Genomic DNA, 24,490 nt, shown 5'->3' on the forward strand with positions numbered 1-24,490 from the left:
GACCGCACCGGGATTCGCGAGGGGGACATCTAGGCGACCCCTCCCGCCTACGTTGCGATTTAGGTGAACCTAACCCTTGTCATATATGCGAGTTCGCGCATATATTGGCTGCACCATGGGCCACTCGCATTCACACGCACACTCGCACGTCGCCGACGCCTCGACGTCGAATCGTCGGATCTGGCCGATGGCTGTCGCCGTCGCGATGATCGGCACATACTTCGTCGTCGAACTCGCAGTCGGAATCGCGGTCGATTCCCTGGCATTGATCGCCGATGCGGGGCACATGCTGACCGACGTCGTCGCCCTGTTGATGGGGCTCGTCGCACTGCTGCTCGCGCGCCACGGATCGACGACAGCCGAGCGCAGTTTCGGTTGGCACCGCGCCGAGGTGTTCACGGCAGTTGCCAACGCTGTACTACTGATCGGTGTCGCCGTCTTCGTGCTCTACGAGGCCATTCGACGCATCGGCTCCGACCCGGAGGTGCCGGGGCTGACGCTCATCGTGGTCGCGTTGATCGGACTGGCTGTCAACGTCGCGATGATGATGCTGCTGCGTGCCGACTCGAAAGAGTCGATCGCGGTCCGGGGGGCGTACATGGAAGTGCTGGCCGACGCCGTCGGCAGCGTCGGCGTGCTGGTCGCGGGCATCGTGACGATGACAACGGGGTGGGGGTACGCCGACATCGTCGTCGCGGTCCTGATCGCCCTCTGGGTGGTGCCGCGGGCGGTGCGGCTCGCTCGTGACGCCCTGCGGATCCTCAACCAGCAGGCACCCGACCACGTCGACGTCGATGCACTCGAGCACGAACTCGCAGCCATCCCGGAGGTGCACGACGTGCATGACCTCCACGTCTGGTCGCTGACCACCGGGATGGACGTCGCGACAGTGCATTTGGCGAGTAACTGCCCCAACGACGAGGTGCTCCCGCAGGCGCGGGCGGTGCTGGCCCGGCACGGACTCACCCACGCGACGATCCAGGTCGATCCGGACCAGATGGAGAAGCGCTGCCGCGACGATCTGGGGTGGTGACGCGCGACGCGTAAGCCCGATCGCGCGTCGTGGTCGGCCTTCCTCGTTGCGGTCGGCTATGTTCGCTGTCGTGAGACGTCGGGGGTTCATGACCGTCCTGGCTGCCGGGGCGGCCACAGCGCTGGGGGGATGCGCCACAGCACGTGTCGACGCGGTTGCGCCATCGGCGTTGCCGTCGACCAATCCGATGTCGCCGATCCCGACGCCGGTGGCGCAGAGCACGGCAATGCAGGTGCCGCCGCCCGACGTCGCGCGAAAGGTTCGGGTTCCCTCCGGAACACTGACCGCACTTCCCGGCACGGGAAGGCATCTCGCGTTGACCGTCGACGACGGTGCGAGTTCGGATGTCGTCGGGGCATACATCCGATTCGCCCGAGACACAGGTGCCCGCTTCACGTTCTTCGTCACCGGGTCCTTCGACTCGTGGACCGACCACCAGGTGCAACTGCGGCCATTGGTTGAATCCGGGCAGATCCAGTTGGGAAACCACACGTGGACCCATTCCGATCTCACGTCGTTGTCGGCGGCGGGTGTCGCAGACGAGCTGACACGGTGTAAACGATTTCTACACAACAGATTCGGGGTCGACGGCACGCCGTTCTTCAGGCCTCCGTACGGCTACCACAATGCCACTGTGGACGCCGTGGCCGCCGACCTGGGATACCTGACGCCGGTCTTGTGGTTCGGGTCGCTCTCGGACTCGGGGGTGATCACCGAAAAGTATCTGGTGCAGTGCGCCCGACGGTATTTCCATCCGCAGACCGTGATCATCGGCCACGCCAATCATCCGCCGGTGACCCACGTGTACCCGCAACTGGTGGAGATCATCCGGGAGCGTCGACTCAACATGGTCACACTCGACGACTACTTCGCAACGCGCAGAACGTGATCCGACGCCGCGCCGGGCAGGGCGGCGCTATGTTCGCCAGAACATGAAGACGTTCCACCCCTGGGTGGCGAGATTCGATGGTACACCGGACAACTCGAACAACCATCGGATGAGATCGAAGAATGCGGCGTTCAGTTGGGGGATGAACAGTAGCGCGAACACGATCAGGAATCCGTAGGGCGCGATCTTCGCGGCGTTCGCTCTCGCCTGCTGCGAGAGGTAGGGCTCGATCGCGTTGTAGCCGTCGAATCCGGGCATGGGGATCAGGTTGAGAACGGCGGCGGTGATCTGCAGAAAGGCCAGCATGCCCAGCGCCGCCCACAGGTTCACGCCGTCCACGGCGAGCAGCATCCCCGACAGCACACCCGAATGCAGCGGGACGTAGGCATCGGGTGCGGCGACCCGGATGACGAGCAGCAGGATCGCCGCGAGTGCGACGTTCATCGCGGGCCCGGCCAGCGAGACCAGCGTCTTCTGTCGATTGGTCATACCGCGCTCGTCGAGATATACGGCGCCACCGGGAAATCCGATGCCGCCGAGCAGAATGATCAGCAGCGGCAGGCCGAGGGACAGGCCCGGGTGCGTATAGCGCATCGGATTGAGTGTGAGGTAGCCGCGGAGCTCGGCATTGCGATCGCCGAACCGGAATGCGGTGACAGCGTGGCCGAATTCGTGCAGACACAGGGAGATGACCCAGCCCGCGAGGACCAGCAGTAACGTGCCGCCGATCGACATCGCGTTGCGGCCGGGGTCCGAGACCGCGCACATCCATCCACCGAGCACCGCGACCGCGACGAATGCGAGGAAGAGCCAGCCCGGACGTATCGCCCGGACGATCTCGCGGCTCGTCGGTCGTTGCGGGCGATCGCCCGCCCACGCGTTGCCGGTCATGAGGCCTCCCGCACGGGTACATCCGTCGAGGGCACAGCCATCGTCAGCACATCCGTCACGGGCACACCAGCTTCCAGTCGACGTGGTGGCGGTAGTACGTCGAGCGCTTCACGATTCGCGGCGTCAGGACACCTTCGCGCTCGACGACCAGGTTGGTTCCGCCGGTCTGTGCTGCCCGGCCACTGTGCCACCGGCCCGGCAGCAGCGGGCGTTCGACGCGGGCTCGCACACCTGGTGCGTCGCGGGTCGGTTCGATACGCACACCGCGCACCGACCCGCGGAACAGACGGGCATCGTCGACGTACGTCTCGCCGTGCAGCGCCGAGGACTCGGCGCCGAGGTGCCGGGCGCTCCCGACGAGCACCGTCGCGGCGTCGTCGCGGATGAGTGGCAGGTCGCGGGCGACGCCGTGTCGTGCGAGGTCGGCCCCACGAGCGCCGTGCGGCAACCCGTACCGCGTGGTGGCGGGAGTGGCCGAGGTCGGTGCGTACGCGACCTCGACGTCGAGCCGGTCCGCGATCATCAGGATGGCGACCACCTCGGCGAGCAGGACGTCCGGATGCGCCGAGTCACCTGGTTCGACGACGAGTCGTGACGGGTCGTCGGCAAGCGCGGTATCGACTACCCGGCGCACGGCCTTGCGGGTCGGCGGTACTTGCCGGGCGTCGTCGACGAGTGCCACCGACGAGATCACTGCATGGGACACGCGGACGAGCGTAGTCGTGCTCGCGAGCACTGGTGTCGGGACGCCCGGGGACGTCCTCGCAGGTTCTACCCGGTCAGCAAGTAGGGTGGTTCCGTTACGGCGCGCACCGCATGCCTGCGACTCGACGTCGGTATGTGTGCGACTAAGGAGTAGGGGACATGGCAGCGATCGTGCTTATCGGCGCCCAGTGGGGCGACGAGGGCAAGGGTAAAGCGACCGATCTGCTCGGCGAGAAGCTGCAGTGGGTGGTTCGCTATCAGGGCGGCAACAACGCAGGTCACACCGTCGTCCTGCCGAACGGTGAGACGTTCGCCCTGCACCTGATCCCTTCGGGAATCCTGACCCCCGGCGTCAACAACGTCATCGGCAACGGCGTCGTCGTCGACCCCGGTGTGCTGCTCACCGAACTGAGCGGACTCGAGGATCGTGACGTCGACACCTCCGGTCTCATGATCTCTGCCGACGCCCACTTGCTGATGCCCTACCACGTCGCGATCGACAAGGTCACCGAGCGGTTTCTGGGCAACAAGAAGATCGGCACCACGGGCCGCGGCATCGGTCCGTGTTACCAGGACAAGATCGCCCGCGTCGGTGTGCGCGCGGCGGATGTGCTCGACGAGAAGATCTTCGCGCAGAAGGTCGAGGCGGCGCTCGAACTGAAGAACCAGATCCTGGTCAAGATCTACAACCGCCGCGCACTCGAACCGGCGCAGGTCGTCGACGAGGTCCTCGCCCAGGCCGAAGGCTTCAAACACCGCATCGCCAACACCCAGCTGTTGCTGAATCAGGCGCTCGAACGCGGCGAGACCGTACTGCTCGAAGGGTCGCAGGGCACGCTGCTCGACGTCGACCACGGCACGTATCCCTATGTGACGTCGTCGAATCCGACGGCGGGCGGCGCTGCGGTCGGGTCGGGTATCGGGCCCAACAAGATCACCACGGTGCTCGGCATCCTCAAGGCCTACACCACGCGCGTCGGCTCGGGTCCGTTCCCGACCGAGCTGTTCGACGAGTGGGGCGAGTACCTTGCGAAGACCGGCGGCGAGGTCGGTGTGACCACCGGCCGTGCCCGACGCTGCGGCTGGTTCGACGCCGTGATCGCCCGCTACGCGACGCGCATCAACGGCATCACCGACTACTTCCTGACCAAACTCGACGTGCTCTCCAGCCTCGACCGCGTGCCGATCTGCGTCGCCTACGAGGTCGACGGCGAGCGCGTCGACGAGATGCCGATGACCCAGACCGGGTTCCATCACGCCAAGCCCATCTACGAGTACATGCCCGGCTGGTGGGAAGACATCTCGCAGTGCACGACCTTCGACGAACTGCCGCAGACCGCGCAGGATTACGTGCTCCGACTCGAGGAACTCTCGGGCGCGCACATCTCGTGCATCGGCGTCGGCCCCGGTCGTGACCAGACTGTCGTCCGCAGGGCCATCGTCTGAGTTGCGTCAGCGTCGGCGGCCGGCGGTTGGGTGTCGTCCGCAGGGCCATCGTCTGAGTTGCGTCAGCGTTGGCGACTGCGGAATTCGTCGCTGGTTCCCGCAGCTGCCTTTAAAAAGCGGATAGTCTGCGCTGTCAATATACGGATTCCGCAACGATTGCCTCCTGGTATCGTCGATTCACTCGGCGCGCGGCGCCGTCGGCAACTACATTCGAGGGTGTAGTCGGCCGAGCGGCCGTGCGTGCAGACGAGGAGAATCGCAATGAGCTTGTACCAAGTCGTCGACCCCGCGACCGGCGACGTCGTCAAGGAGTATCCGACCGCAACCGACGAGCAGGTCGAGGCGGCGATCACGGCGGCGTACGACGCGTTCAACACGTGGTCGAAGAAGTCGACGGTGGCCGAGCGTGCCGCCCTGATCCGGCGCGTCGGCGAGTTGCACACCGAACGCAAGGACGAGCTGGCCAAGATCATCGTCCGCGAGATGGGCAAGCCGTACGACCAGTCCGTCGGTGAGGTCGAGTTCAGTGCTGCGATCTACGAGTACTACGCCGACAACGCGGAGAAGTTCCTCGCCGACGAGCCCATCACGTTGCTCGAGGGTGAGGGCTCGGCGTTCATTCGACGCAGCGCTGTCGGTGTACTGCTTGGCATCATGCCCTGGAACTACCCCTACTACCAGGTCGCGCGGTTCGCCGGGCCAAACCTGGTGCTGGGCAACACAATTGTGCTCAAACACGCCCCGCAGTGTCCTGAGTCGGCGGCTGCTCTGCAGCAGATCTTCCTCGACGCCGGGTATCCGGCGGGTGCGTATGTGAACGTCTACGCCACCAACGAGCAGATCGCCGAGGCCATCGCCGACCCGCGCGTGCAAGGCGTTTCGCTGACCGGATCCGAACGTGCGGGAGCCGCGGTCGCCGAGGTGGCCGGCCGCAACCTCAAGAAGGTCGTCCTCGAGCTCGGCGGGTCGGATCCGTTCATCCTGCTCTCCACCGACGACCTCGACGCCACCGTCGATGCGGCGGTCGACGGGCGATTCGAGAACACCGGGCAGGCGTGCAACGCCGCGAAGCGGTTCATCGTCGATGAAAGCGTCTACGACGACTTCATCGTCAAGTTCACCGAGAAGGTCAAGGCCGCAGCCGATAACCTCGGGCCGCTGTCGTCGGTGGCTGCGGCCGAGCGCCTCGACGAACAGGTGCAGTCGGTGCTCGCGACGGGTGCCACCCTCGAATCGGCAGGCGAGCGCAAGGGCGCCTACTTCCCGCCGGGCGTGCTCACCGGCGTCGACCCCGAGTCGGCCACCGCAAAACAGGAGCTGTTCGGTCCGATCGCCACGGTGTACAAGGTGTCGGGTGAGGACGCCGCGGTCGAACTCGCCAACGACACCCCGTTCGGCCTCGGCTCGTACGTCTTCACCACCGATCCCGACCAGGCTCTACGCGTCGCCGACAAGATCGAGGCAGGCATGGTCTTCGTCAACGCGGTCGGCGCGGAAGGGGCCGAACTGCCGTTCGGTGGCGTGAAGCGATCAGGCTTCGGCCGCGAACTGGGACGCTTCGGTATCGACGAGTTCGTCAACAAAAAGATGATCAGGATCAGCTGAACCCGGTCGCGAGGCGTCGTTCCCGACCATTGTTCGACGACGCCTCGCGGTCGGGTTGTTTCATCACCGATACCCACCATTTCTCGAGTGGGGATGGTTCGGGCCAGACAACGTAGACATGATGATGCCCATCGTGATCGGTTGGGGTGTTTCCCGGCCAGTTGCGGCTAGCCGTCGTATCTCCAGTCATGTTGTCCTCCTTGCCTTCCGGTGTGGGAAGTGCATCCCGCGGGTGATGAGAAATGTTCTAGCACTCCTATCGAATGAGTGCTAGACGAGAGTCGGTCGCAGTGCTATTTTTATTGCGTACAGCATGTGCTGCTCGTCGAATCGGGTGGCGGGCAGCCTGAATTCAGGAGGTGAGTTGCTGTGCTTCGTTTTGATCCGTTCGGCGATGTTGACGCGCTTGCTCGTGGGCTCATGACGGGCTCCTCCGTGGGGTCGGTTCGAGCGCCCCGGTTCATGCCGCTGGATCTGTACAAGGTCGCCGACCACTACATGCTCGTCGCCGACCTCCCCGGTGCTGACCCCGGCTCGATCGGCATCGACGTCGACCATGGCGTGCTCACGCTGACCGCTCAGCGTAGTGCGCCATCCGACGATGGTGTGCAATGGCTTGCGAGCGAACGTTTTTCGGGTACATACCGAAGGCAGGTGTCCCTCGGTGAAGGTATTGATGTCACGAAGATCGTGGCGAACTACGACAACGGTGTGCTGTCGGTGACGATCCCCCTCGCCGAGGAGGCGAAACCACGCAAGATCGTCGTCGAGTCCACCGGCCGGCAGCAGGCCATCACCGCGAATGCGAGCGGCTGAGCACTGCCCTCGTGGGCTGATGTCCGTGGAAGACTCTGCCGCACAAATCCTTTGACGGGTAAATGCGAATACTTAACGAAGGGGGTGGGATACCGCAACGAGTCAATTGAGGAATCTGTCCATCGCGCGGCGGGTTCGGTCGGGCCGTCAACGAGTTCTGGCACGGTGCGACCGTCCCGCCGCCCGTCTGTCGCATGCTCCGCCGATACATGTCGCTGTAGTGTCTGTCGCTGCGGAACGCGACTGTGACACAGTATGTGGATGATCCGGGGTCGATCCGAGCGCGATTACGGGTCGATCCTGCTGGGGTCGGCCGCTGAAGGACGAATCAAACGACGGGTTCGCGTCCAGACGGTGCTGACCGCGACGATCGTCGTCACCAATCTCGTGGGTGCAGTCGCCGCGATCGCGCTGTCTACCGTCGGCATCCCCGAACCGTCGACTTTCCTTTCCGAGTTGTGGTGGGTCAACTTCATCGTCGTGCCGCTGTATGTCTCCCTGGCATTCGTCGTCGGTATCGGGTGGGGCACGTTCACTGTCACGCGCGATCTGCGGTGGGCGATCAGGCGCGAACCACCGACCAAGGCCGACGTCAAACGCACACAGCGGGTCCCTATCCGACTGTTGGGGCTGCAGGCGATGCTGTGGCTCGGGGCCGTCGTGATGTTCACCATCATGTACGGCGTCCAGAGTCCGATGCTCATCCCGAAGATGCTCTTCGTCATCGGTTTGTCGGGGACCGTCGTTGTCGGTGTCTCCTACCTGTTGATCGAACTGGCGCTCCGCCCGGTGTCGGCGGATCTCATCAGTGCCGGATACCGCCGACGCAAGCGCTCGGGTGTGTTGTCGCGGTCGGTGGTGGCATGGATCGTCGGATCAGCGACGCCCATCGTCGGCATCCTGCTCGTCGTGTCGTTCGGTGCATTCCGCGAGGACACGAGCAAGCTCGACCTGTTCGTCGGGGTGTTCGTGCTCGCCGTCATCTCCCTGGCCACCGGCCTGCTCCTCACGGTGTTGACCAGCCTGAGCGTGACCGGGCCACTGCGCAGCGTGCGTAACGGCATGAACAAGGTACAGGCGGGAGACGTCCGCGACGAGGTCGACCTGGTGGTCTACGACGGCACCGAACTCGGTGACCTCCAGGTGGGCTTCAACTCGATGGTCGGCGGGCTCCGGGAGCGCGAGCGCATGCGTGACCTCTTCGGTCGACACGTCGGTCGTGAGGTCGCCGAAGCCGCGCTGAGCTCCGATCCGGCGCTCGGCGGCACCGAACGCACCGTCGCCGCACTGTTCGTCGACGTGATCGGTTCGACGACGCTGGCCGCCGAGCGCTCACCGACCGAGGTCGTCGAGATCCTCAACAGGTTCTTCGCGGTGATCGTCAAACAGGTGGAGCGACATCACGGCCTGGTCAACAAGTTCGAGGGCGACGCCGTGCTCGCGATCTTCGGCGCTCCGATCGACCTCGACGACGCCGCGGGTGCCGCGCTGTGCACCGCCCGCGAGATCGCGCGAGACCTCGAGCGTCGGGTTCCCGAGCTGTCGGCGGGTATCGGGGTCGGGTTCGGCCCTGTCGTCGCGGGCAACGTCGGCGCGATCGAACGGTTCGAGTACACCATCATCGGAGATCCGGTCAACGAGAGTGCACGGCTCTCCGAACTCGCCAAGCGGGATCCGCGCCGCCCGCTGGCGTCGGGGCGGCCCGTCGAGGTCGCCGATGCCGAGGAGGCCATTCACTGGGAGGAGCAGGAGACCACCTCGCTGCGCGGACGCACCGAGGAGACCCACGTCTACGCCGCGCTGCCTGACGACGCCGCGCTGCCTGACGACGCAGACCAGGCTGTTACGTCTCCCGATCGTTGACGCCCTCGGCGAAGTCGAGACGGCGAAGCGCGGTGCGCAGGACCTCGTCGTCGATGTGCCCGGCGTCGCGTTCGTCGATGAACACCCTTCGTTGGATCGCAAGCATCTTGTTGCGCATACGATTTCCGGCCGCAGTGGGACTCTCGCCGATGTCCTCGGGCCCGCGACCGAGTTCTTCCCACGCTGTATTGCGTTGCGTGGTGATCCATTTGCGGAGCATCGCCACCTGCAGCTGTCTCGGGTCCTGGTCGTCGATGTCCCGCGCCATCGTGTCGAGGTAGCTCTCGGCCTCGCGTGACGCGCGATCCTGAGCCGCGGCATAGGCCAGGCGGTCGGCGGCCGCGTCCTCCTCGCTGCTGACGCCGAGTCGTCGGATCACCCACGGCAGGCTGACGCCCTGGATCAGTAGTGTGCCGACGACCACGACGAAGGTCAGGAACAGGATTTCCGCGCGAGCCGGGAACGGTTCACCCGACTCCGTGGTCAGCGGGATCGAGAACGCCGCCGCCAGCGAGACCACTCCGCGCATACCCGACCATCCGACGACGAACAGCCACGACGGCTTGGGCGGGGGCTCTCGTCGTCGAACCCCGGGAAGCACACGGGCCGCGTAGGTGGCGGCGTAGACCCATACGAAGCGCACCAGGATCGTCGCGATCAGCACCATCGCGGCGTCGAACGCGATGTGCAGCCAGGATTGTCCTGCGAGCCCCCGGATGAGATCGGGCAGCTGCAACCCGATCAGCAGGAAGACGAACGCTTCGAGCAACGCGTCGATCGACTTGCGGACGGCGGCGTCCTGGATTCGTGTCGCATAGCCGACGCGGGCGGAGCGCTGCCCGAGGAACAGCCCCGCCACGACGACCGCGATCACCCCGGATGTGTGCAGTTCCTCGGCGACGAAGTACGTCCCGATCGGCACCATGAGACCGATGGCCGTCTCGATCGTCGGGTCGGTGAGCCAGTCACGGATCCTGAAAACCAGATAGCCGATCAGCAGGCCGATGACGAGTCCCCCGACAGCTGCGAGGAGGAACGTCTCGACGCCGCCCCACACCGATGTCGTCGCACCGACCGCCGCGGCCAGCGCCACCCGCAACGCGGTGAGAGCTGTCGCGTCGTTGAGCAGACTCTCGCCGCCGAGGAGGGTCATGATCTGCCGCGGTAGCCCGACCCTGCGCCCGATCGCCTGTGCGGAGACGGCATCGGGTGGCGCAACGATCGCTCCGAGGACCAGGGCGGCGGCCAGCGGTAGATGGGGCACTGACAGGTAGGCGACCACGCCGACGGCCGCCGCGGTGAACAGCGGAAGTCCGATCGCCAGCAGGCCGATGGCACGGCGATTCGCACGGATCTCCTGGTATGAGCTGTCCTGCGCGGCCGAGTAGAGGAGGGGCGGCAGGATGACGAACAACACGAACTCGGGGTCGAGCTCGGCCGCGGACAGTCCGGGTATCCACCCGATTGCCAACCCGACGACGACCAGCACCAGCGGCGACGACAGGTTGTAGTGCCGCGACAGCGCTGCGATCACCACCGACAGCACCGCGACCAGCAGAAGGGAAGCGCTCACCGCGTCAACCTAACCCGAGTCGTCGAACTCGACGCGGCACCGGAGGCCGGCGGTGTCGGAGATAATGGAGGTATGCGTCTGTTCGGTCGATCCCGTCCCCGCGTCGGTGACACGCGTGGCAACGCCGGAGTCGTCGAGGCGAGGTGCCCTGAGCTCGCCGAGATCGGGGTTGACCCGGCCGCCGATCCGGGTCCGGCCACCGGGGACATCAGCGTCTGCGAGGACTGCGTGCAACTCGGCGAGCAGCACTGGGCACATCTACGGATCTGTCTCGAGTGCGGTCACGTCGGCTGCTGCGATTCCAGCCCCCGCAGGCACGCCACCGCCCACTTCCACGACGTCGGTCATCCCGTGATGCGCTCAGCCGAGCCGGGTGAGGTCTGGCGCTGGTGCTACATCCACGAGGTGATGGGCTGAGCCCGATCGCCCGGCCGGTGCAGCTACCGGTGATCGAACGCGGAACGACAAATCCGGCACGTAAGATTGCGGTATGACCTCGACCAACGGGAGTAGCGCGGACAACCACGCCACCGGCGCGGCGACACCGAACGTGTCGCCCGCGCAGCCGACCGTGGGGCCGCCGGACATTCTGGGAACACCGCTGTCACCGAACGCCACCAGGGTGATGGTGCTCGGTGCCGGCGAGCTCGGTAAAGAAGTGATCATCGCCTTCCAACGGCTCGGCGTCGAGGTGGTCGCAGTCGACCGATACGCGGGTGCTCCCGGGCAGCAGGTTGCCCATCACGCCGAGGTGATCGACATGACCGACGCCGACGCGTTGATCGGCTTGGTCGAGAAGTACTCGCCCGCCTATGTCGTTCCTGAGATCGAGGCGATCGCGACCGACGCATTGGTCACGATCGAACAGCGCGGACTCGCAGAGGTCATCCCGACGGCGTCCGCGGTCGTCGCGACGATGAACCGGGAGGGAATCCGACGCCTCGCCGACGAAGAGCTCGGACTTCCCACGTCGCCGTACCTGTTTGCGGGATCGCATGACGAGCTGACGGTTGCCGCCGAACAGGTCGGGTACCCGTGTGTGGTCAAGCCGGTGATGTCGTCGTCGGGCAAGGGTCAGACCGTTGTTCGCGGGCCCGAGGACGTCGACAAGGCGTGGGACACCGCGACGACCGGCGGTCGGGTCGCGGGTGAACGTGTCATCGTCGAGGGTTTCATCGAGTTCGACTACGAGATCACCCTGCTCACGGTGCGTGCCGTCGACCCGGCAACCGGCCAACTGGTCACCCACTTCTGCGCCCCGATCGGACACCGCCAGGTCAACGGTGATTACGTCGAGAGTTGGCAACCGCATGAGATGAGTGCCTTCGCCCTCGGCGCCGCGACGTCGATAGCCGCCCGTATCGCGACAGCGATGGGCGACGGAAAGCTCGGTGGCCGTGGGATTTTCGGCGTCGAGTTGTTCGTCAAGGGCGACGACGTCTACTTCTCCGAGGTCTCACCACGCCCGCACGACACCGGGCTGGTGACCATGGCGACGCAACGGCTCTCGGAATTCGAGATGCACGCGAGGGCGATCCTCGGTCTGCCCGTCGACGTGACGCTTGCCTCGCCGGGGGCATCGGCCGTGATCTACGGGGGGCTCGACGAGAAGGGCATCGGCTTCGAGTATGTCGCGCAGGCACTTGCGGTGCCCGAGACCGATATCCGGCTCTTCGGTAAGCCCGAGAGTTTCCGCCGTCGCAGGATGGGGGTGGTCACCGCGACCGCCGACGACGTCGAGACCGCCCGCGAACGTGCCGTACGCGCGGCGTCGATCGTCACGCCCGTGCCCGGCAGGCCCGCCCGGCGCGGGGTCGTCGTACCGCTTCGCGGTCCGGGACCGCAGAGCCCGCCCAAACCTCCTGTGGGGCAACGCCCTCCGGGACCACCGCGTCCTCAGGCGACCCCACCGGGGCCCCAGGTTGCCGGGCAACGGCCGCCGCAGCCCGCGCCGCGTCCAGCGCAGCCGCCACGTCAGCCCGGTCAGGGCGACCGGAGGGTTCCGCCGCCGGTCGGACGTGACGCTGTAGGTCAGCGCCCCGGCCCCGGCCAGCCGGACGCGCGTCCCGTGAATCCGAAAGGTCGACCGGTAGCACCGGGCGGGCCGGGCCAGCAGTCAGAGGTGCGTGTGCCTGCCGGGCCTCCCGCGGCCGGTGGTCGCGATGCCCCCGATGGTGGGCCGTCGGCGTAGGGCAGTCGAGCCGTCTGGCGCAGGGGCTCAGTGTGCGGACGCGCCCATGTCGCTTCGCGCACTGCGCGTCCCGATCGGGACGATCAGTGGGTCGCCGTACACGGGATCGGTGATCACCCGCGCGGTGAGACCGAACGCCTCGTCGAGGAGCTCTTCGGTGATGACCTCGTCGGGACTACCCTGGGCGACTATTCGTCCCGAGGTCATCACGAACAACGAATCACTGTATCGGGCAGCGAGATTCAGATCGTGCAGGACCATCACCACGGTCTTGTCGTGCTCGGTGCGCAGCGAGTACACGAGATCGAGGACCTCCACCGAGTGCGCGAGGTCGAGGTAGGTGGTCGGTTCGTCGAGCAGTAGGAGGTCGGTGCCCTGCGCGAGTGTCATCGCGATCCACACGCGCTGACGCTGACCACCGGATAACGCGTCGATGTGTCTGTCGGCCAGTTCGGTGGTCCCGGTCATCTCCAACGCGGCCGCCACGGCGGCCTCGTCGTCGGGTGACGCCTGCTGATACCACTTCTGGTGGGGGAACCGCCCGCGCCCGACCAGGTCGGCGACGGTCAGTCCCTCTGGCGCAACCGGGTTCTGGGGGAGTATGCCGAGCTTGCGCGCGACCTCTTTCGGCTTGGTGTGGTTGATGTCGGTGCCGTCGAGGAGCACGACGCCCTCACGGGGACTCAGCAGGCGCGACATCGCCCGCAGGAGCGTCGACTTACCGCAGCCATTCGGGCCGATGATGGTGGTCACCGCGGCGTCGGGGATCTCGACGTCGAGCCCCTCGATGACGACGCGATCGTCGTATCCGACGCTGAGTCCTTGGCCGACGAGCCTGCTCATACTGTCGCCTTCCGTGACATCGAGACCATGAGATAGATGAGGAACGGTCCGCCCACCGCCGCGGTGACGATGCCGACGGGCAATCCATCGGGCAGGAGCGTGCGGCACAGGAGATCGCCTGCGAGTACGAGAATCGCTCCGATCACACCGGCAAGCAACGGGGTCGGGACGGGCGTTCTGGCAAGGCGCATCCCGATCTGCGGTGCCAGCAGTGCGATGAACGCGATCGGCCCTGCCGCCGACACCGCAAGCGCGGTGAGCCCCACTGCGACGAGTAGCACGGTTGTCGACACGCCCGCGGTCCGAACTCCGAGCCCTCGTGCCATGTCCTGGCCGAGTGAGAGCGCGTCGATCTGGCGCGACATCGTCACGATCACGACAATGCCCACCGCGACGGCGATCGCGACGGGCCAGACGCTCGACCAGGTTGATTGGGACACCGATCCGACCAGCCAGACCTGTGCGCGGGCAACGTCTTTGATGTCGGCGCGGGTGAGGAGGAACGACGTGAGGGCTTGGAGTAGCCAGGTCGTTCCGACGCCGATGAGAACGAGTCGGAGGGGGTTGATGCCGTGGTTGGCCTTGCGCCCCGGCCATGCGAGCACGTACATCACGACGGCTGTGAGAACGCCGCCCAGCAGTGCTGCTGCCGGAACCCCGATGTCGGAGAGCCATGCGCCCCAACTGTTTCCGAAAGCGATCGCTGCGACCGCGGCTGCACTCGATCCGGCTGTGATGCCCAGGATGTCGGGGGTGGCAAGCGGGTTGCGTGCGATGAGCTGGCTCAGTGCCCCGGCTGACCCCAGCGCGAAGCCGACGAGCACCGACACCAGGGCACGGGGCAGCGAATCGGAGAGGACGACGACGTTCTCGATGCGGGTGCCGCCGCCGAGCAGGATGCGTGCGACGTCGAGCGGTGACAGCGGATAGTCGCTCACGCCGACGCTCAGGAGGAACAGCAGCACCACGAGGGCGAGCCCGATGAGGGTCACGCCGACCATGCGAGGGCGTACCACCCACGACGACGGCCCGAGCCGGACGACGAGACGTCGGCGGGAGCGTGACGTCGACGACCCGGCGTCGGCGAGCGCGGCATCTCCAGCGGATTCGCGCTCTGTGGTGTCCGATTCGGTCGTCATACGTTCGCCAGTTTCTGTCGGCGGACCATGGCGATGAGGAACGGCGCCCCGACCATGGCCAGCATGACGCCGACCTGCACCTCACCTGGCCGGGCGATCACGCGCCCGAGGACATCGCAGATCAGCATGAGGGCGGCACCGATGAGTGCCGAGTAGGGGATGATCCAGCGGTAGTCGGGGCCGGTGAACGCACGAGCGATATGCGGCACGACCAGCCCCAGGAAGACGATGGGCCCGCAGGCGGCCGTGGCGGCCCCGACCAGCAGCGTGATCGCTGCGATCCCGACGGCGCGGATCACCAGCACCCGAGATCCCAGGGCCGTCGTCATCTCGTCACCGAGACTGAGGATATTGAGAAAGAACCCGCTGGCCAGTGCGAGGACGAGACCGACGACGACGAATGGCAGCGCTGCCCAGAAGACGTCGATGCTTCGCCCCGACGTCGAGCCGACGCTCCAGAATCGCCAGGCATCGAGCGACGCAGTGTCGGAGAGAACGATGGCCGACGTGATCGCGGTGAGCATCGCCGAGAGGCCCGTGCCGGCCAGGACGAGGGTGACCGGACCTGTTCCGGTCAGCGCCGAGACGCCGAAGACCGCACACGAGGCGATGATCGCGCCGAGGAGACCGAACCCCATGAAGGCCATCGGGGAGGAGATCCCGAGCACATAGACCCCGCATACCACCGCACATGCCGCCCCTGCGTTGACGCCGAGCATCCCGGGGTCGGCTATCGGATTGCGGGTGTGCCCCTGGGTAATGGCTCCCGCGGCGCCGATCGCCAGACCGCACATCAGGCCGAGCACTGTTCGCGGAATGCGTAGATCCCAGACGATGCCGGCGATGTCGTCGGGTTTGCTCACCGTCGGAGCGCTCAGATGGACGATCGAGCTCCAGATCTGGCCGACCCCAGACGTGAGCGCATCCCATGTCTGGGCAGGTGGGACGCTACGCGTGCCGATGATCACCGATGCGATGACCGCTGCGGCGAGGACCGCAACGATCAGCAACAAACCGGAGATACGACGCACGAAGGGCAACCTTACCTGAGTTGGTACCGGACCCCCGGATGGTGGGGCGAAGTCACGAGGTGGTGTCCGAAAGGGCAAGATCTTTCGGCGGGGGTAACAATTTCCTGTGAGTTTCCGATATGCATGTTCAGACGGAACGAACCGTCGGGGGTGAGATCTACAGCCGCATCCCCGGTGCGTATCGGCACCTTGCAGGTCGATCAATGCACGACGACACGTGAATCAGGAAGGTCATACGACATGAAGAAGTCTGTGAAGCGCGCTATCGCCGCGGTCGCCGCCGCCAGCGGTCTCGCTGCGGGTTCGGTAGCCGCAGCGACACCCGCCCACGCTGCAGCTCCGGGCGACCTCGCGCTTGTCGGCGGAGTCGACTGTTACTTCAAGGGCTGGGGACCCACCTGGGATAACCTCCCCGGCTGGCGCATGCACCGCTGGATGGGCGTGAAGAACATCGGTGGCGCGACCATGACCAACGTGAATGTCACCGAGTTCGGTGGCCCGACGAAGAAGGTCGCGCTCAAGGATCAGCCCGCGGGCGTTCTGAAGGCGGGGCAGTTCTTCATGGCGTCCGAGACGACCTGGCGTGGCTGCTTCCCGTCGTCGATCTCCGGCTACACCATCGGTGCTCAGGTGGAGAACATCTTCAACAACGCCGGCTTCTGGTGGAACCTCAAGCAGTTCGAGGGCGACCGCAAGCCTGCGCCGAACACGAAGAGGGTCGACCCGTCGCAGGCCAAGGTTGGCGACCAGGCTCCGCCCGCGTCCGCGGTGAAGGCTGCACAGAACTGATCGACCCGATCGCCTGGCGATCGGTTTCCTCTCACACAAAGAACGCCGACCGGAATCCCGGTCGGCGTTCTTTGTTGTCTGTCTCGGGGTTCGAGCGTCAGGCCTTGTGAACCCCCTGACGGAGTCAGGCCTTCTGAACCCCTGACGGAGTCAGGCCTTCTGAACCTTGTGCGGCTCCGATGCGGCGACCATGTCCTCGCGCTCGACGACCTTGACGCGTTCGCGGCCCTCGGCGGCGCCGAGAGCTCGTTCGTGCTCGTCGAGTCGGTACCAGCCGTCCCAGGTGGTGAACGGGATGCTCTTGGACTCGAGCAGCTCAATGATGGCGTCCTCCGACGGATTCGTCGGTTCGAGGAGCGCGTCGTTGCCCATGTCCTCGATGATGCACTCGACGGTTTCGTTCGCATCGCCCTTGGTGTGGCCGATCAGACCGACGGGTCCGCGCTTGACCCAGCCGGTGGTGTACAGGCCGGTGAGGTGGGTGCCGTCGTCGAAGATGCGCCCGGCCTCGTTGGGGATCACGCCCGCCTGCGAGTCGAAGGGGATCTCGGGGAGGTTGTCCGACAGGTAGCCGACGGCGCGGTAGACCGCGGTGACGTCCCAGTCGGTGTGCTTGCCGGTGGGCTTGACGTTGCCGGTGCCGTCGAGCTGGGTGCGCTCGGTGCGGAGTCCGACGACCTCACCGTTCTCGCCGAGGATCTCGATCGGGCTCTCGAAGAAGTGCAGGAAGAGCTTGTGGATCGCACCCTGCTTGGGCTCGCGCATCGCGTAGTTCTCGATGATCGTCGCGACCTGGTCGGTGATCTTGGAGCCGCGCCGTGCGACCGCCGAGCCCTCGTCGTAGTCGATGTCCTCGGGGCTGACGACGACCTCGATGTTCGGCGAGTGGTCGAGCTCTTTGAGTTCGAGCGGCGTGAACTTGGCCTGTGCCGGGCCACGGCGGCCGAACACGTGGACCTCGACGGCCTTGTTGGACTTGAGGCCTGCGTAGACGTTGGCCGGGATCTCGGTGGGGAGCAACTCGTCGCCGGTCTTGGCGAGTACGCGGGCGACGTCGAGCGCGACGTTGCCGACTCCGATGACGGCGACCTTCTCCTGCTCGAGCGGCCATTCGCGCGGGAAGTCGGGGTGGCCGTCGTACCAGGCGACGAACTGCGCCGCGCCATAGCTGCGGTCGAGGTCGACGCCCGGGATGTCGAGTGCGCGGTCGTCGGTGGCGCCGGTCGAGAAGATCACGGCGTCGTAGTGCGCCTTGAGTTCGTCGAGGGTGATGTCGGTGCCGTAGTCGATGTTGCCGAGCAAACGCACCTGCGGCTTGTCGAGGACCTTGTGCAGTGCGGTGATGATGCCCTTGATGCGCGGGTGGTCGGGGGCGACGCCGTACCGGATCAAGCCGAACGGAGCGGGCATCCGCTCGTAGAGATCGATGCTGACACCGCGGTCTTTGGCGGTGTCGGACTTCATCAAGGCATCGGCCGCGTAGATGCCGGCCGGGCCGGCTCCGACGATGGCAACCCGCAGCGGGCGGCTCTGATCAGTCATAGAGTGTCGTCTACCTCGTACTCAGGGGTGTCTCGACGCGCCAGGATATCGCTGTGGTGCGTCGACGCTTATCCCCTCTACGGTAGGCGCTGGACAGCGATAGCCAAAATCATCTGTGAGGGTTGCCTCAGTTGTCCGACTACCCCTGTGTCCGCTTCCGGGCAGCCTCCGAGATCGGTTCGATCGTCTTGTCCGCCACCCAGGGCACGGTGAGCACTGTCGGCACCGACATCGCGCTGCCGACCTGCTGGTCGAGGTAGACGACGCGGCTTTCGGCTACGTAGCTCTGACGGTTCCAGGTGGGGTCGGCCTTGAGTTTGGCGTTCGCGCCTGACCAGTCGACCGTGACGACCACATCGGCCGCGTTGAGCAGGTCGAGTCGCTCCGCGGAGATCGAACCGTAGAAGCCATTGGTGATCGTCGGTTTCAGTGCCTCGGGGAAGTTCAGGCCGTAGTCTGCGAGCATTTGGGCGCGTCCGTCGCCCGGCCCGTAGATGGAGATACCGCCGTCGGGCGATCCGGTCACCACGACACCCGTCTTGCCCTTCAATTCGGGGTGCTTCGCAACGAGGTCGGCGACGTGCTTCTTGGCTTCGGCAGTCTTTTTCGACGCCGCGTCCGGGAGTCCGACGGCCTTGCCGATCTCGGTGGTCTGCACGTCCCAGGGAACCTGCCAATCCTGGTATTGCGCAGGTCGGACGATCGTCGGTACGGCCTTGCTCAGGGTCTCGTATTGCTCACGCGTCGGGGCTGCGCCCACGGCAGTGACCAGTTGCGGGTTGGTCGAGAGGGCCTTCGCGATCTGCGCGCCGAACTCGGCCGACACATTGGGCAGGATCTCCGGGTCCGCGTCGCCGAGGAGTTGGGCGTTCCACGGAGCGCTGCGTTGCGTCGGGTCGGCGAAGGGGGCGATTGTCGTCGGGGTGATGCCGAGTGCGAGAAGGGTATCGCCGTCGCCGACACCCATCGCGGCAACGCGGGATGGTTGCGTGGAGATGGTCGTCGACCCGTACTTGTGATCGATGGTGACCGGCAGCGCGCCGGGTTCGGCAGCAGGTGCCGACGAGGCGCCCGCGGACTGCTCCTCGTCGGGGGACGAGCATCCGACGAGGACCAACGTCGACGCCGCGACAGCTGCGAGTGCTGCGAGAGCTGGGCGGAGATGTAGTGGGTGGCGCACGGGGTGATCCTCTCGGTGGTGCTGACCGCTCTTAGGGTCACCTTACGAGATCGCTTGCCGTGTATGTCCGGATCGGGGGTGACATGAGCCGGCGCGCCGGCACACTACACTGCCCGGCATGGCCAAAGGTGCACGTGAGTCAGCCGCCGGTGACGAACTCGAGGGCGAGCAGAGCCCGCGCACCTGGAAAGACGCGTGGCCGTTCTGGATTGCACTGGTCGTCGTCGCGCTGGCGATTCTCGGTGTCGTGCTGTCCAACGTGTTGCGTCCTGCGCAAGAGCGGGCAAGTGATTCCGGCCAGGTCCAGTTCGCGATCAACGACAACTACACCGCGCGCAACAACGTCGATTACGGCAAATACAAGCAGACGACGTGCGCTGCCGACACGTCGTCGTCAGCATTCATCTCCGAGGCCGAATTCGTGCGTCAGAACCGGACATCGGTCGAGTCGAAGGGTCGCATCGTCATCCCGGAGATCACCGATGTGACGGTCAACGGCGACCGCGCTACAGCGCGTGTGCACTGGCACTTCGACAAGACTCCGGACGACGAACAGACCACCAGCGTCGTCGTCGTGAAGGACGACGGGGACTGGAAGGTGTGCAAGGGCTGAAACGTGCGACTTCCGGCGGATATGACACCCTGGAAGGCGTGACTTATGCAGGAGACCTCACGCCTGTCGAAGCGTGGGAGAAGCTCGAGAACGACCCCAACACCGTTCTGGTCGACTGTCGCACCTCAGCGGAATGGGCCTTCGTCGGTGTCCCCGACCTCGAGGTCATCGAGAAGAAGACCGTCTTCGTCGAGTGGAACACCTTCCCGGAGGGCGCTCCCAACCAGGCGTTCATCGCGGAACTGCGCGATGCGGGTATCCGGGACGACAACGAAGTGATCTTCCTGTGCCGCTCCGGGCATCGCTCCATCGGTGCTGCCGAGGCTGCGACGGCCGCCGGAATCACCAAGGCGTACAACGTGCTCGACGGATTCGAGGGAGCGCTCGACGAGAACGACCACCGCGGCCGAGCGGGCTGGCGTGCGTCGAATCTCCCGTGGAGGCAGTCGTGAGCCACGAACTGCCCGAGGGCGTTTCGTTCGACACTCTTGCGGTGCGCGGCGGCCTGGCGCGGTCGGGGTTCTTCGAGACTTCCGAGGCGCTGTACCTCACCAGCGGCTACGTCTACGACTCCGCAGAGGCCGCCGAGCGTGCGTTCACCGGCGAGGACGAGCGATTCGTCTACTCCCGCTACGGAAATCCGACGACGGCGATGTTCGAGGAGCGGCTGCGTCTGCTCGACGGAGCCGAGGCGTGTTTCGCGACTGCGAGCGGCATGGCCGCTGTGTTCGTCGCGCTCGGGGCGCTGCTGAAGGCGGGCGATCGGCTTGTTGCCGCGCGGAGCCTGTTCGGGTCGTGCTTCGTGGTGTGCAACGAGATCCTGCCCCGGTGGGGCGTCGAAACGGTCTTCGTCGACGGTGAGGACCTCGACCAGTGGGAGCAGGCGCTCTCCACCCCCGCCGACGCCGTGTTCTTCGAGACACCGTCGAATCCGATGCAGACCCTCGTCGACGTGGCCAAGGTGTCGGAACTTGCGCACGCTGCGGGCGCAAAGGTGGTGCTCGACAACGTCTTCGCCACTCCGCTGCTGCAGCGCGGCTTCGATCTCGGCGCCGATGTGATCGTCTACTCCGGCACGAAGCACATCGACGGGCAGGGCCGTGTGATGGGTGGCGCGGTGTTGGGTACCAAGGAGTTCGTCGACGGTCCGGTGCAGACCCTGATGCGTCACACCGGGCCGGCGCTGAGTCCGTTCAACGCCTGGACGCTGCTGAAGGGACTCGAGACCATGCGACTGCGCGTCGACGCGTCGGTGGCATCGGCGTTGCGCATCGCCGAATTCCTCGAGGCCGACCCACGCGTGCGATGGACCAAATACCCGTTCATCACCTCGCACCCGCAGTACGAACTGGCGACCAGGCAGATGTCCGGTGGCGGCACCGTGGTCACGTTCGAGCTCAACGATCGCGACGGTGTGGACGGAAAGAAGCGAGCCTTCGAGGTACTCAACGCGCTGCGCGTCATCGACATATCGAACAACCTGGGCGACTCCAAATCACTCATCACCCATCCCGCCACCACGACACATCGTGCAATGGGTCCGGAGGGACGGGCTGCAATAGGACTCAGTGACTCCGTGGTCCGGCTGTCCGTCGGTCTCGAAGGCGTCGACGACCTGCTCGGCGATCTGGATCAGGCGCTGGGCTGAACGCATCGATCGCGCGGGGTCGGACCACCGGGCATAGTTGAACGACATCGCACGACCACCAGCTCGCGAGGACCGATCATGACCGACAGTGCTTCATCCGACGACGCCTTCTGGGATGCTGCCCACGACCACCTGATCCGCTACATCCCGGCGTTCTCGTCGCGCATCATCGAGCGCGCCGCAGGTTCCTACGTCTACGACTCCGATGGCAACGCCATCCTCGACTTCACCTCGGGGCAGATGAGTGCCGTGCTCGGCCACTCGCATCCTGCGATCGTCGAGGCTGTGTCGAATTCGGTTGCCACGCTTGACCACCTGTTCAGCGGAATGCTCAGCAGGCCCGTCGTCGACTTCGCCGCTCGGCTTTCTGCGACCCTGCCCGACAACCTCACGCGCACCGCACTGCTGACCACCGGCGCCGAGTCCAACGAGGCCGCGATCAAGATGGCCAAGCTAGCCACCGGACGCTACGAGATCGTGTCGTTCGACCGCTCGTGGCACGGAATGACCTCCGGAGCAGCGGCTGCCACGTTCTCGGCAGGTCGACGCGGGTACGGGCCGACGCTGCCGGGAAACTTCACACTGCCGACTCCGAACGCCTATCGGTCGCCGTTCCGGCATGCTGATGGTTCCTACGACTGGGAGGCCGAGCTCGAATACGGCTTCGCGGCCGTGGACACGCAGTCGAACGGCTCACTGGCGGCGTGCATCGTCGAACCGATCCTGTCGTCCGGCGGAATCATAGAACTGCCCGAGGGCTACCTCGCGCGCCTGCGGCAGATGTGTGACGAGCGGGGCATGCTGCTGATCCTCGACGAGGCGCAGACCGGGCTGGGCCGCACCGGCACCATGTACGCGTTCGAGCGCGACGGTGTCGCGCCCGACATCCTCACGCTGTCGAAGACGCTGGGTGCTGGTTTGCCGGTTGCGGCCGTGGTGACGAGTGCGGAGATCGAAGATCGCTGTGCCGAGCGAGGATTCCTCTTCTACACCACCCATGCATCGGATCCGCTCGCGGCGACTGTCGCGCTGACGGTTCTCGATGTGATCGAGCGCGAAGGTCTCGTCGACCGCGCTGCCAAGCTCGGTGATCAGTTGCGCGAGCGGCTCATCGGGCTTCGCGACGATGTCGAGGTTGTCGGTGACGTACGTGGCCGTGGACTGCTTCAGGGCGTGGAGCTGGTGACGGACAAGGCATCTCGAGCCCCGGCGGATGCCCTCGGCGCGAAGGTGACCGCCGCCTGCCTCGAGCGCGGGCTGCACATGAACATCGTGCAACTGCCCGGCATGGGCGGCATCTTCCGCATCGCCCCGCCGTTGACAATCAGCGACGACGAACTGCACCGGGGGCTCGACATCCTCACCGACGCGCTGGCGGCATCGGTCTAGGGAGTAGCTCGGCCGACGGCGCGCGCAGAAGTAGGGGATACGGTCTTTCCTCGGGTTTTGCGCGCTTCTCCTAGAAGTAACCCCGGGAAAGGCGCAGAACCCGGGGAAGGAATCCTCTCCCTACTTTCCGCGCGACGGCTCTAGCTCCGGCCCATCACCGTGACGCCTTCCTACAGTTGGACGCCCAGCGCCCGTAAGACCGTCGCGAGCTTCGCCGATGTCTCGTCGAGCTCTGCCTGCGGGTCCGAATCGGCGACGATGCCGCCGCCGGCCCATGTGCGCACGTGATGTCTATCGTCGGACAGCTGTAGGGCACGGATCGTCACCATCCATTCGCCGTCGCCCGCCGCCCCAGACCACCCGACCGCGCCCGCATAGAACCCGCGTGGTTCCTCGTGTGCGGAAATGAACTCTGCGGCAGCGTGTCCCGGAGTCCCGCACACCGCGGGTGTCGGGCTCAACAGCAACGCGAGGTCCAGTGCGGTGATCGTCGGATCGGCCAGAACGCCACGGATCGGTGTTGCCAGATGCCACATCTCACCCGTGGATGCCAGTACCGGCTCGTCGGGAACATCGAGTTCGCGGCAGATGGGTTCCAACGCGTCGCGGAGGTGATCGACGACGAAGGCGTGCTCGGCCCGATCCTTCGTCGATGCCAGAAGTGATTGGCCCGTAGCATGATCGGTGACCGGATCGGTGGATCGTGCTGCTGATCCGGCGTAGGGGCGACACGTCACCTCCAGCCCTTGCTTGCGTAGCAACACTTCCGGGCTTGCGCCGAGCAGCCACCGAGCCCGTGGATCCGAGTTCTCGTCGGTGCTCAGGTCGACGAGAAACGCTGAGTGCTCGGCATTGCCGTATGCCAGCGCCTCGAGTAGTCGATCCGGATCGACGGGCTCCTCGACGTCGAATTCGACGGAGCGTGCGAGAACGACCTTGGACAACGCGCCCGAATCGATCTCGTCGATCGCGCGGGCAACGCGATCTCGATGCACCGCCGGGTCGGGTGACCACGTCACGTGTCGGGCGCGAGCGGTTGCCGGCGCACTGCCACCAATCGCCGAGCCGCTGTGTGTGATGGTCTCGGGGACCAGGAGCGCGGCGTCGTCGGCGGTGGTGAAAGGGATCGCTCCGGTGACCGCGCCGATTCGTCCGGAACGCAGTGCCTCGGCAGCCTCGGTCGCATCGGTGAATCCCTGTGATGCGCCGCGTGCTCGAACAGTGCCGTGCGGCCGGGACAGGACGAAGACCTCCGAAGCTGGCATGGAATCACGCTACCCACATGCGCCGGAGTCGCGCATCGT

Annotated in this window: 23 protein-coding genes; 13 read left to right on the forward strand and 10 right to left on the reverse strand. The window is 65.7% G+C overall.

Annotated features, from left to right (window positions below; all coding sequences use genetic code 11):
* The first annotated feature begins 115 nt into the window (after window positions 1–115).
* Together GOACH_RS00635 and GOACH_RS00640 are read left to right on the forward strand one after the other, a co-directional pair.
* A complete protein-coding gene (locus GOACH_RS00635) occupies window positions 116–1,033 on the forward strand; it encodes a cation diffusion facilitator family transporter (protein WP_040517298.1) in 918 nt (305 codons plus the stop codon).
* Window positions 1,034–1,121: 88 nt separating this feature from the next.
* Window positions 1,122–1,922 (forward strand): polysaccharide deacetylase family protein, encoded by an 801-nt coding sequence (locus GOACH_RS00640; protein WP_005169106.1) that lies wholly within the window; start codon window positions 1,122–1,124, stop codon window positions 1,920–1,922.
* A 27-nt stretch (window positions 1,923–1,949) separates the two neighbouring features.
* On the opposite strand, the gene GOACH_RS00645 is transcribed toward GOACH_RS00640, so the two are convergent.
* Both GOACH_RS00645 and GOACH_RS00650 read right to left on the reverse strand, forming a co-directional pair.
* Entirely contained in the window at window positions 1,950–2,813 is an 864-nt protein-coding gene (locus GOACH_RS00645; protein ID WP_005169108.1) for a site-2 protease family protein, read from the reverse strand.
* A gap of 55 nt (window positions 2,814–2,868) precedes the next feature.
* A complete protein-coding gene (locus tag GOACH_RS00650) occupies window positions 2,869–3,519 on the reverse strand; it encodes a hypothetical protein (protein ID WP_040517355.1) in 651 nt (216 codons plus the stop codon).
* 158 nt (window positions 3,520–3,677) lie between these two features.
* Between GOACH_RS00650 and GOACH_RS00655 the strand changes: the two genes are divergently transcribed.
* Window positions 3,678–4,964, forward strand: a complete 1,287-nt coding sequence (locus GOACH_RS00655; protein WP_005169112.1) for an adenylosuccinate synthase — start codon at window positions 3,678–3,680, stop codon at window positions 4,962–4,964.
* A 261-nt stretch (window positions 4,965–5,225) separates the two neighbouring features.
* A complete protein-coding gene (locus tag GOACH_RS00660) occupies window positions 5,226–6,569 on the forward strand; it encodes an NAD-dependent succinate-semialdehyde dehydrogenase (protein ID WP_005169114.1) in 1,344 nt (447 codons plus the stop codon).
* Here the strand turns inward: GOACH_RS00660 and GOACH_RS23670 are convergent.
* Window positions 6,562–6,759 (reverse strand): hypothetical protein, encoded by a 198-nt coding sequence (locus GOACH_RS23670; protein ID WP_157227409.1) that lies wholly within the window; start codon window positions 6,757–6,759, stop codon window positions 6,562–6,564. The genes GOACH_RS00660 and GOACH_RS23670 overlap by 8 nt on opposite strands.
* Window positions 6,760–6,938: 179 nt before the next feature.
* Between GOACH_RS23670 and GOACH_RS00665 the strand changes: the two genes are divergently transcribed.
* Together GOACH_RS00665 and GOACH_RS00670 are read left to right on the forward strand one after the other, a co-directional pair.
* A complete protein-coding gene (locus GOACH_RS00665) occupies window positions 6,939–7,385 on the forward strand; it encodes an Hsp20/alpha crystallin family protein (RefSeq protein WP_005169116.1) in 447 nt (148 codons plus the stop codon).
* A 261-nt stretch (window positions 7,386–7,646) separates the two neighbouring features.
* On the forward strand, window positions 7,647–9,248 hold the full coding sequence (locus GOACH_RS00670) for an adenylate/guanylate cyclase domain-containing protein (RefSeq protein WP_040517357.1): 1,602 nt from the start codon (window positions 7,647–7,649) through the stop codon (window positions 9,246–9,248).
* On the opposite strand, the gene GOACH_RS00675 is transcribed toward GOACH_RS00670, so the two are convergent.
* A complete protein-coding gene (locus GOACH_RS00675; RefSeq protein WP_005169120.1) occupies window positions 9,229–10,821 on the reverse strand; it encodes a Na+/H+ antiporter in 1,593 nt (530 codons plus the stop codon). The genes GOACH_RS00670 and GOACH_RS00675 overlap by 20 nt on opposite strands.
* 72 nt (window positions 10,822–10,893) lie before the next feature.
* Here GOACH_RS00675 and GOACH_RS23230 point away from each other — a divergent pair, with 72 nt between their 5' ends.
* Both GOACH_RS23230 and purT read left to right on the forward strand, forming a co-directional pair.
* The gene (locus GOACH_RS23230; RefSeq protein ID WP_005169122.1) at window positions 10,894–11,238 is read left to right on the forward strand and encodes a UBP-type zinc finger domain-containing protein; all 345 of its coding nucleotides are present in this window, start codon (window positions 10,894–10,896) and stop codon (window positions 11,236–11,238) included.
* A 73-nt stretch (window positions 11,239–11,311) separates the two neighbouring features.
* Window positions 11,312–13,012 (forward strand): formate-dependent phosphoribosylglycinamide formyltransferase, encoded by a 1,701-nt coding sequence (gene purT / locus GOACH_RS00685; protein WP_005169124.1) that lies wholly within the window; start codon window positions 11,312–11,314, stop codon window positions 13,010–13,012.
* Between the two features lie 27 nt (window positions 13,013–13,039).
* Here the strand turns inward: purT and GOACH_RS00690 are convergent, their stop codons facing one another.
* Genes GOACH_RS00690 through GOACH_RS00700 form a run of 3 tightly spaced genes read right to left on the reverse strand, consistent with a single transcriptional unit; the run spans window position 13,040 to window position 16,025 of the window.
* Window positions 13,040–13,855 (reverse strand): ABC transporter ATP-binding protein, encoded by an 816-nt coding sequence (locus tag GOACH_RS00690; RefSeq protein ID WP_005169127.1) that lies wholly within the window; start codon window positions 13,853–13,855, stop codon window positions 13,040–13,042.
* On the reverse strand, window positions 13,852–14,994 hold the full coding sequence (locus GOACH_RS00695) for a FecCD family ABC transporter permease (RefSeq protein ID WP_040517303.1): 1,143 nt from the start codon (window positions 14,992–14,994) through the stop codon (window positions 13,852–13,854). The genes GOACH_RS00690 and GOACH_RS00695 overlap by 4 nt, the downstream gene beginning before the upstream one ends.
* Window positions 14,991–16,025: a FecCD family ABC transporter permease gene (locus tag GOACH_RS00700; protein ID WP_005169130.1), complete on the reverse strand. Its 1,035-nt coding sequence runs from the start codon at window positions 16,023–16,025 to the stop codon at window positions 14,991–14,993. Before GOACH_RS00700 ends, GOACH_RS00695 begins: the two co-directional genes overlap by 4 nt.
* Window positions 16,026–16,265: 240 nt before the next feature.
* On the opposite strand from GOACH_RS00700, the gene GOACH_RS00705 reads away from it, so the two are divergent.
* Window positions 16,266–16,814, forward strand: a complete 549-nt coding sequence (locus GOACH_RS00705) for a hypothetical protein (protein WP_005169131.1) — start codon at window positions 16,266–16,268, stop codon at window positions 16,812–16,814.
* A 150-nt stretch (window positions 16,815–16,964) separates the two neighbouring features.
* Here the strand turns inward: GOACH_RS00705 and GOACH_RS00710 are convergent, their stop codons facing one another.
* Both GOACH_RS00710 and GOACH_RS00715 read right to left on the reverse strand, forming a co-directional pair.
* Window positions 16,965–18,356 (reverse strand): FAD-dependent oxidoreductase, encoded by a 1,392-nt coding sequence (locus tag GOACH_RS00710; RefSeq protein ID WP_005169133.1) that lies wholly within the window; start codon window positions 18,354–18,356, stop codon window positions 16,965–16,967.
* Between the two features lie 139 nt (window positions 18,357–18,495).
* Entirely contained in the window at window positions 18,496–19,536 is a 1,041-nt protein-coding gene (locus GOACH_RS00715) for an ABC transporter substrate-binding protein (RefSeq protein ID WP_005169135.1), read from the reverse strand.
* 118 nt (window positions 19,537–19,654) lie between these two features.
* Between GOACH_RS00715 and GOACH_RS00720 the strand changes: the two genes are divergently transcribed.
* The 4 genes from GOACH_RS00720 to GOACH_RS00735 all read left to right on the forward strand — a co-directional run bounded on the left by GOACH_RS00720 (window position 19,655) and on the right by GOACH_RS00735 (window position 23,186).
* Window positions 19,655–20,149, forward strand: coding sequence for an Rv0361 family membrane protein (locus tag GOACH_RS00720; protein ID WP_005169137.1), 495 nt, complete (start codon window positions 19,655–19,657; stop codon window positions 20,147–20,149).
* Window positions 20,150–20,187: 38 nt separating this feature from the next.
* The gene (locus tag GOACH_RS00725; RefSeq protein WP_040517358.1) at window positions 20,188–20,601 is read left to right on the forward strand and encodes a rhodanese-like domain-containing protein; all 414 of its coding nucleotides are present in this window, start codon (window positions 20,188–20,190) and stop codon (window positions 20,599–20,601) included.
* Entirely contained in the window at window positions 20,598–21,797 is a 1,200-nt protein-coding gene (locus GOACH_RS00730; RefSeq protein ID WP_005169141.1) for an O-succinylhomoserine sulfhydrylase, read from the forward strand. Before GOACH_RS00725 ends, GOACH_RS00730 begins: the two co-directional genes overlap by 4 nt.
* A 78-nt stretch (window positions 21,798–21,875) precedes the next feature.
* Window positions 21,876–23,186 (forward strand): aspartate aminotransferase family protein, encoded by a 1,311-nt coding sequence (locus GOACH_RS00735; protein WP_005169142.1) that lies wholly within the window; start codon window positions 21,876–21,878, stop codon window positions 23,184–23,186.
* A 170-nt stretch (window positions 23,187–23,356) separates the two neighbouring features.
* On the opposite strand, the gene GOACH_RS00740 is transcribed toward GOACH_RS00735, so the two are convergent.
* A complete protein-coding gene (locus tag GOACH_RS00740; RefSeq protein WP_005169143.1) occupies window positions 23,357–24,451 on the reverse strand; it encodes an isochorismate synthase in 1,095 nt (364 codons plus the stop codon).
* Window positions 24,452–24,490 lie beyond the last annotated feature (39 nt).

This window comes from Gordonia aichiensis NBRC 108223 (genome assembly GCF_000332975.1).
Lineage (GTDB): Bacteria > Actinomycetota > Actinomycetes > Mycobacteriales > Mycobacteriaceae > Gordonia > Gordonia aichiensis.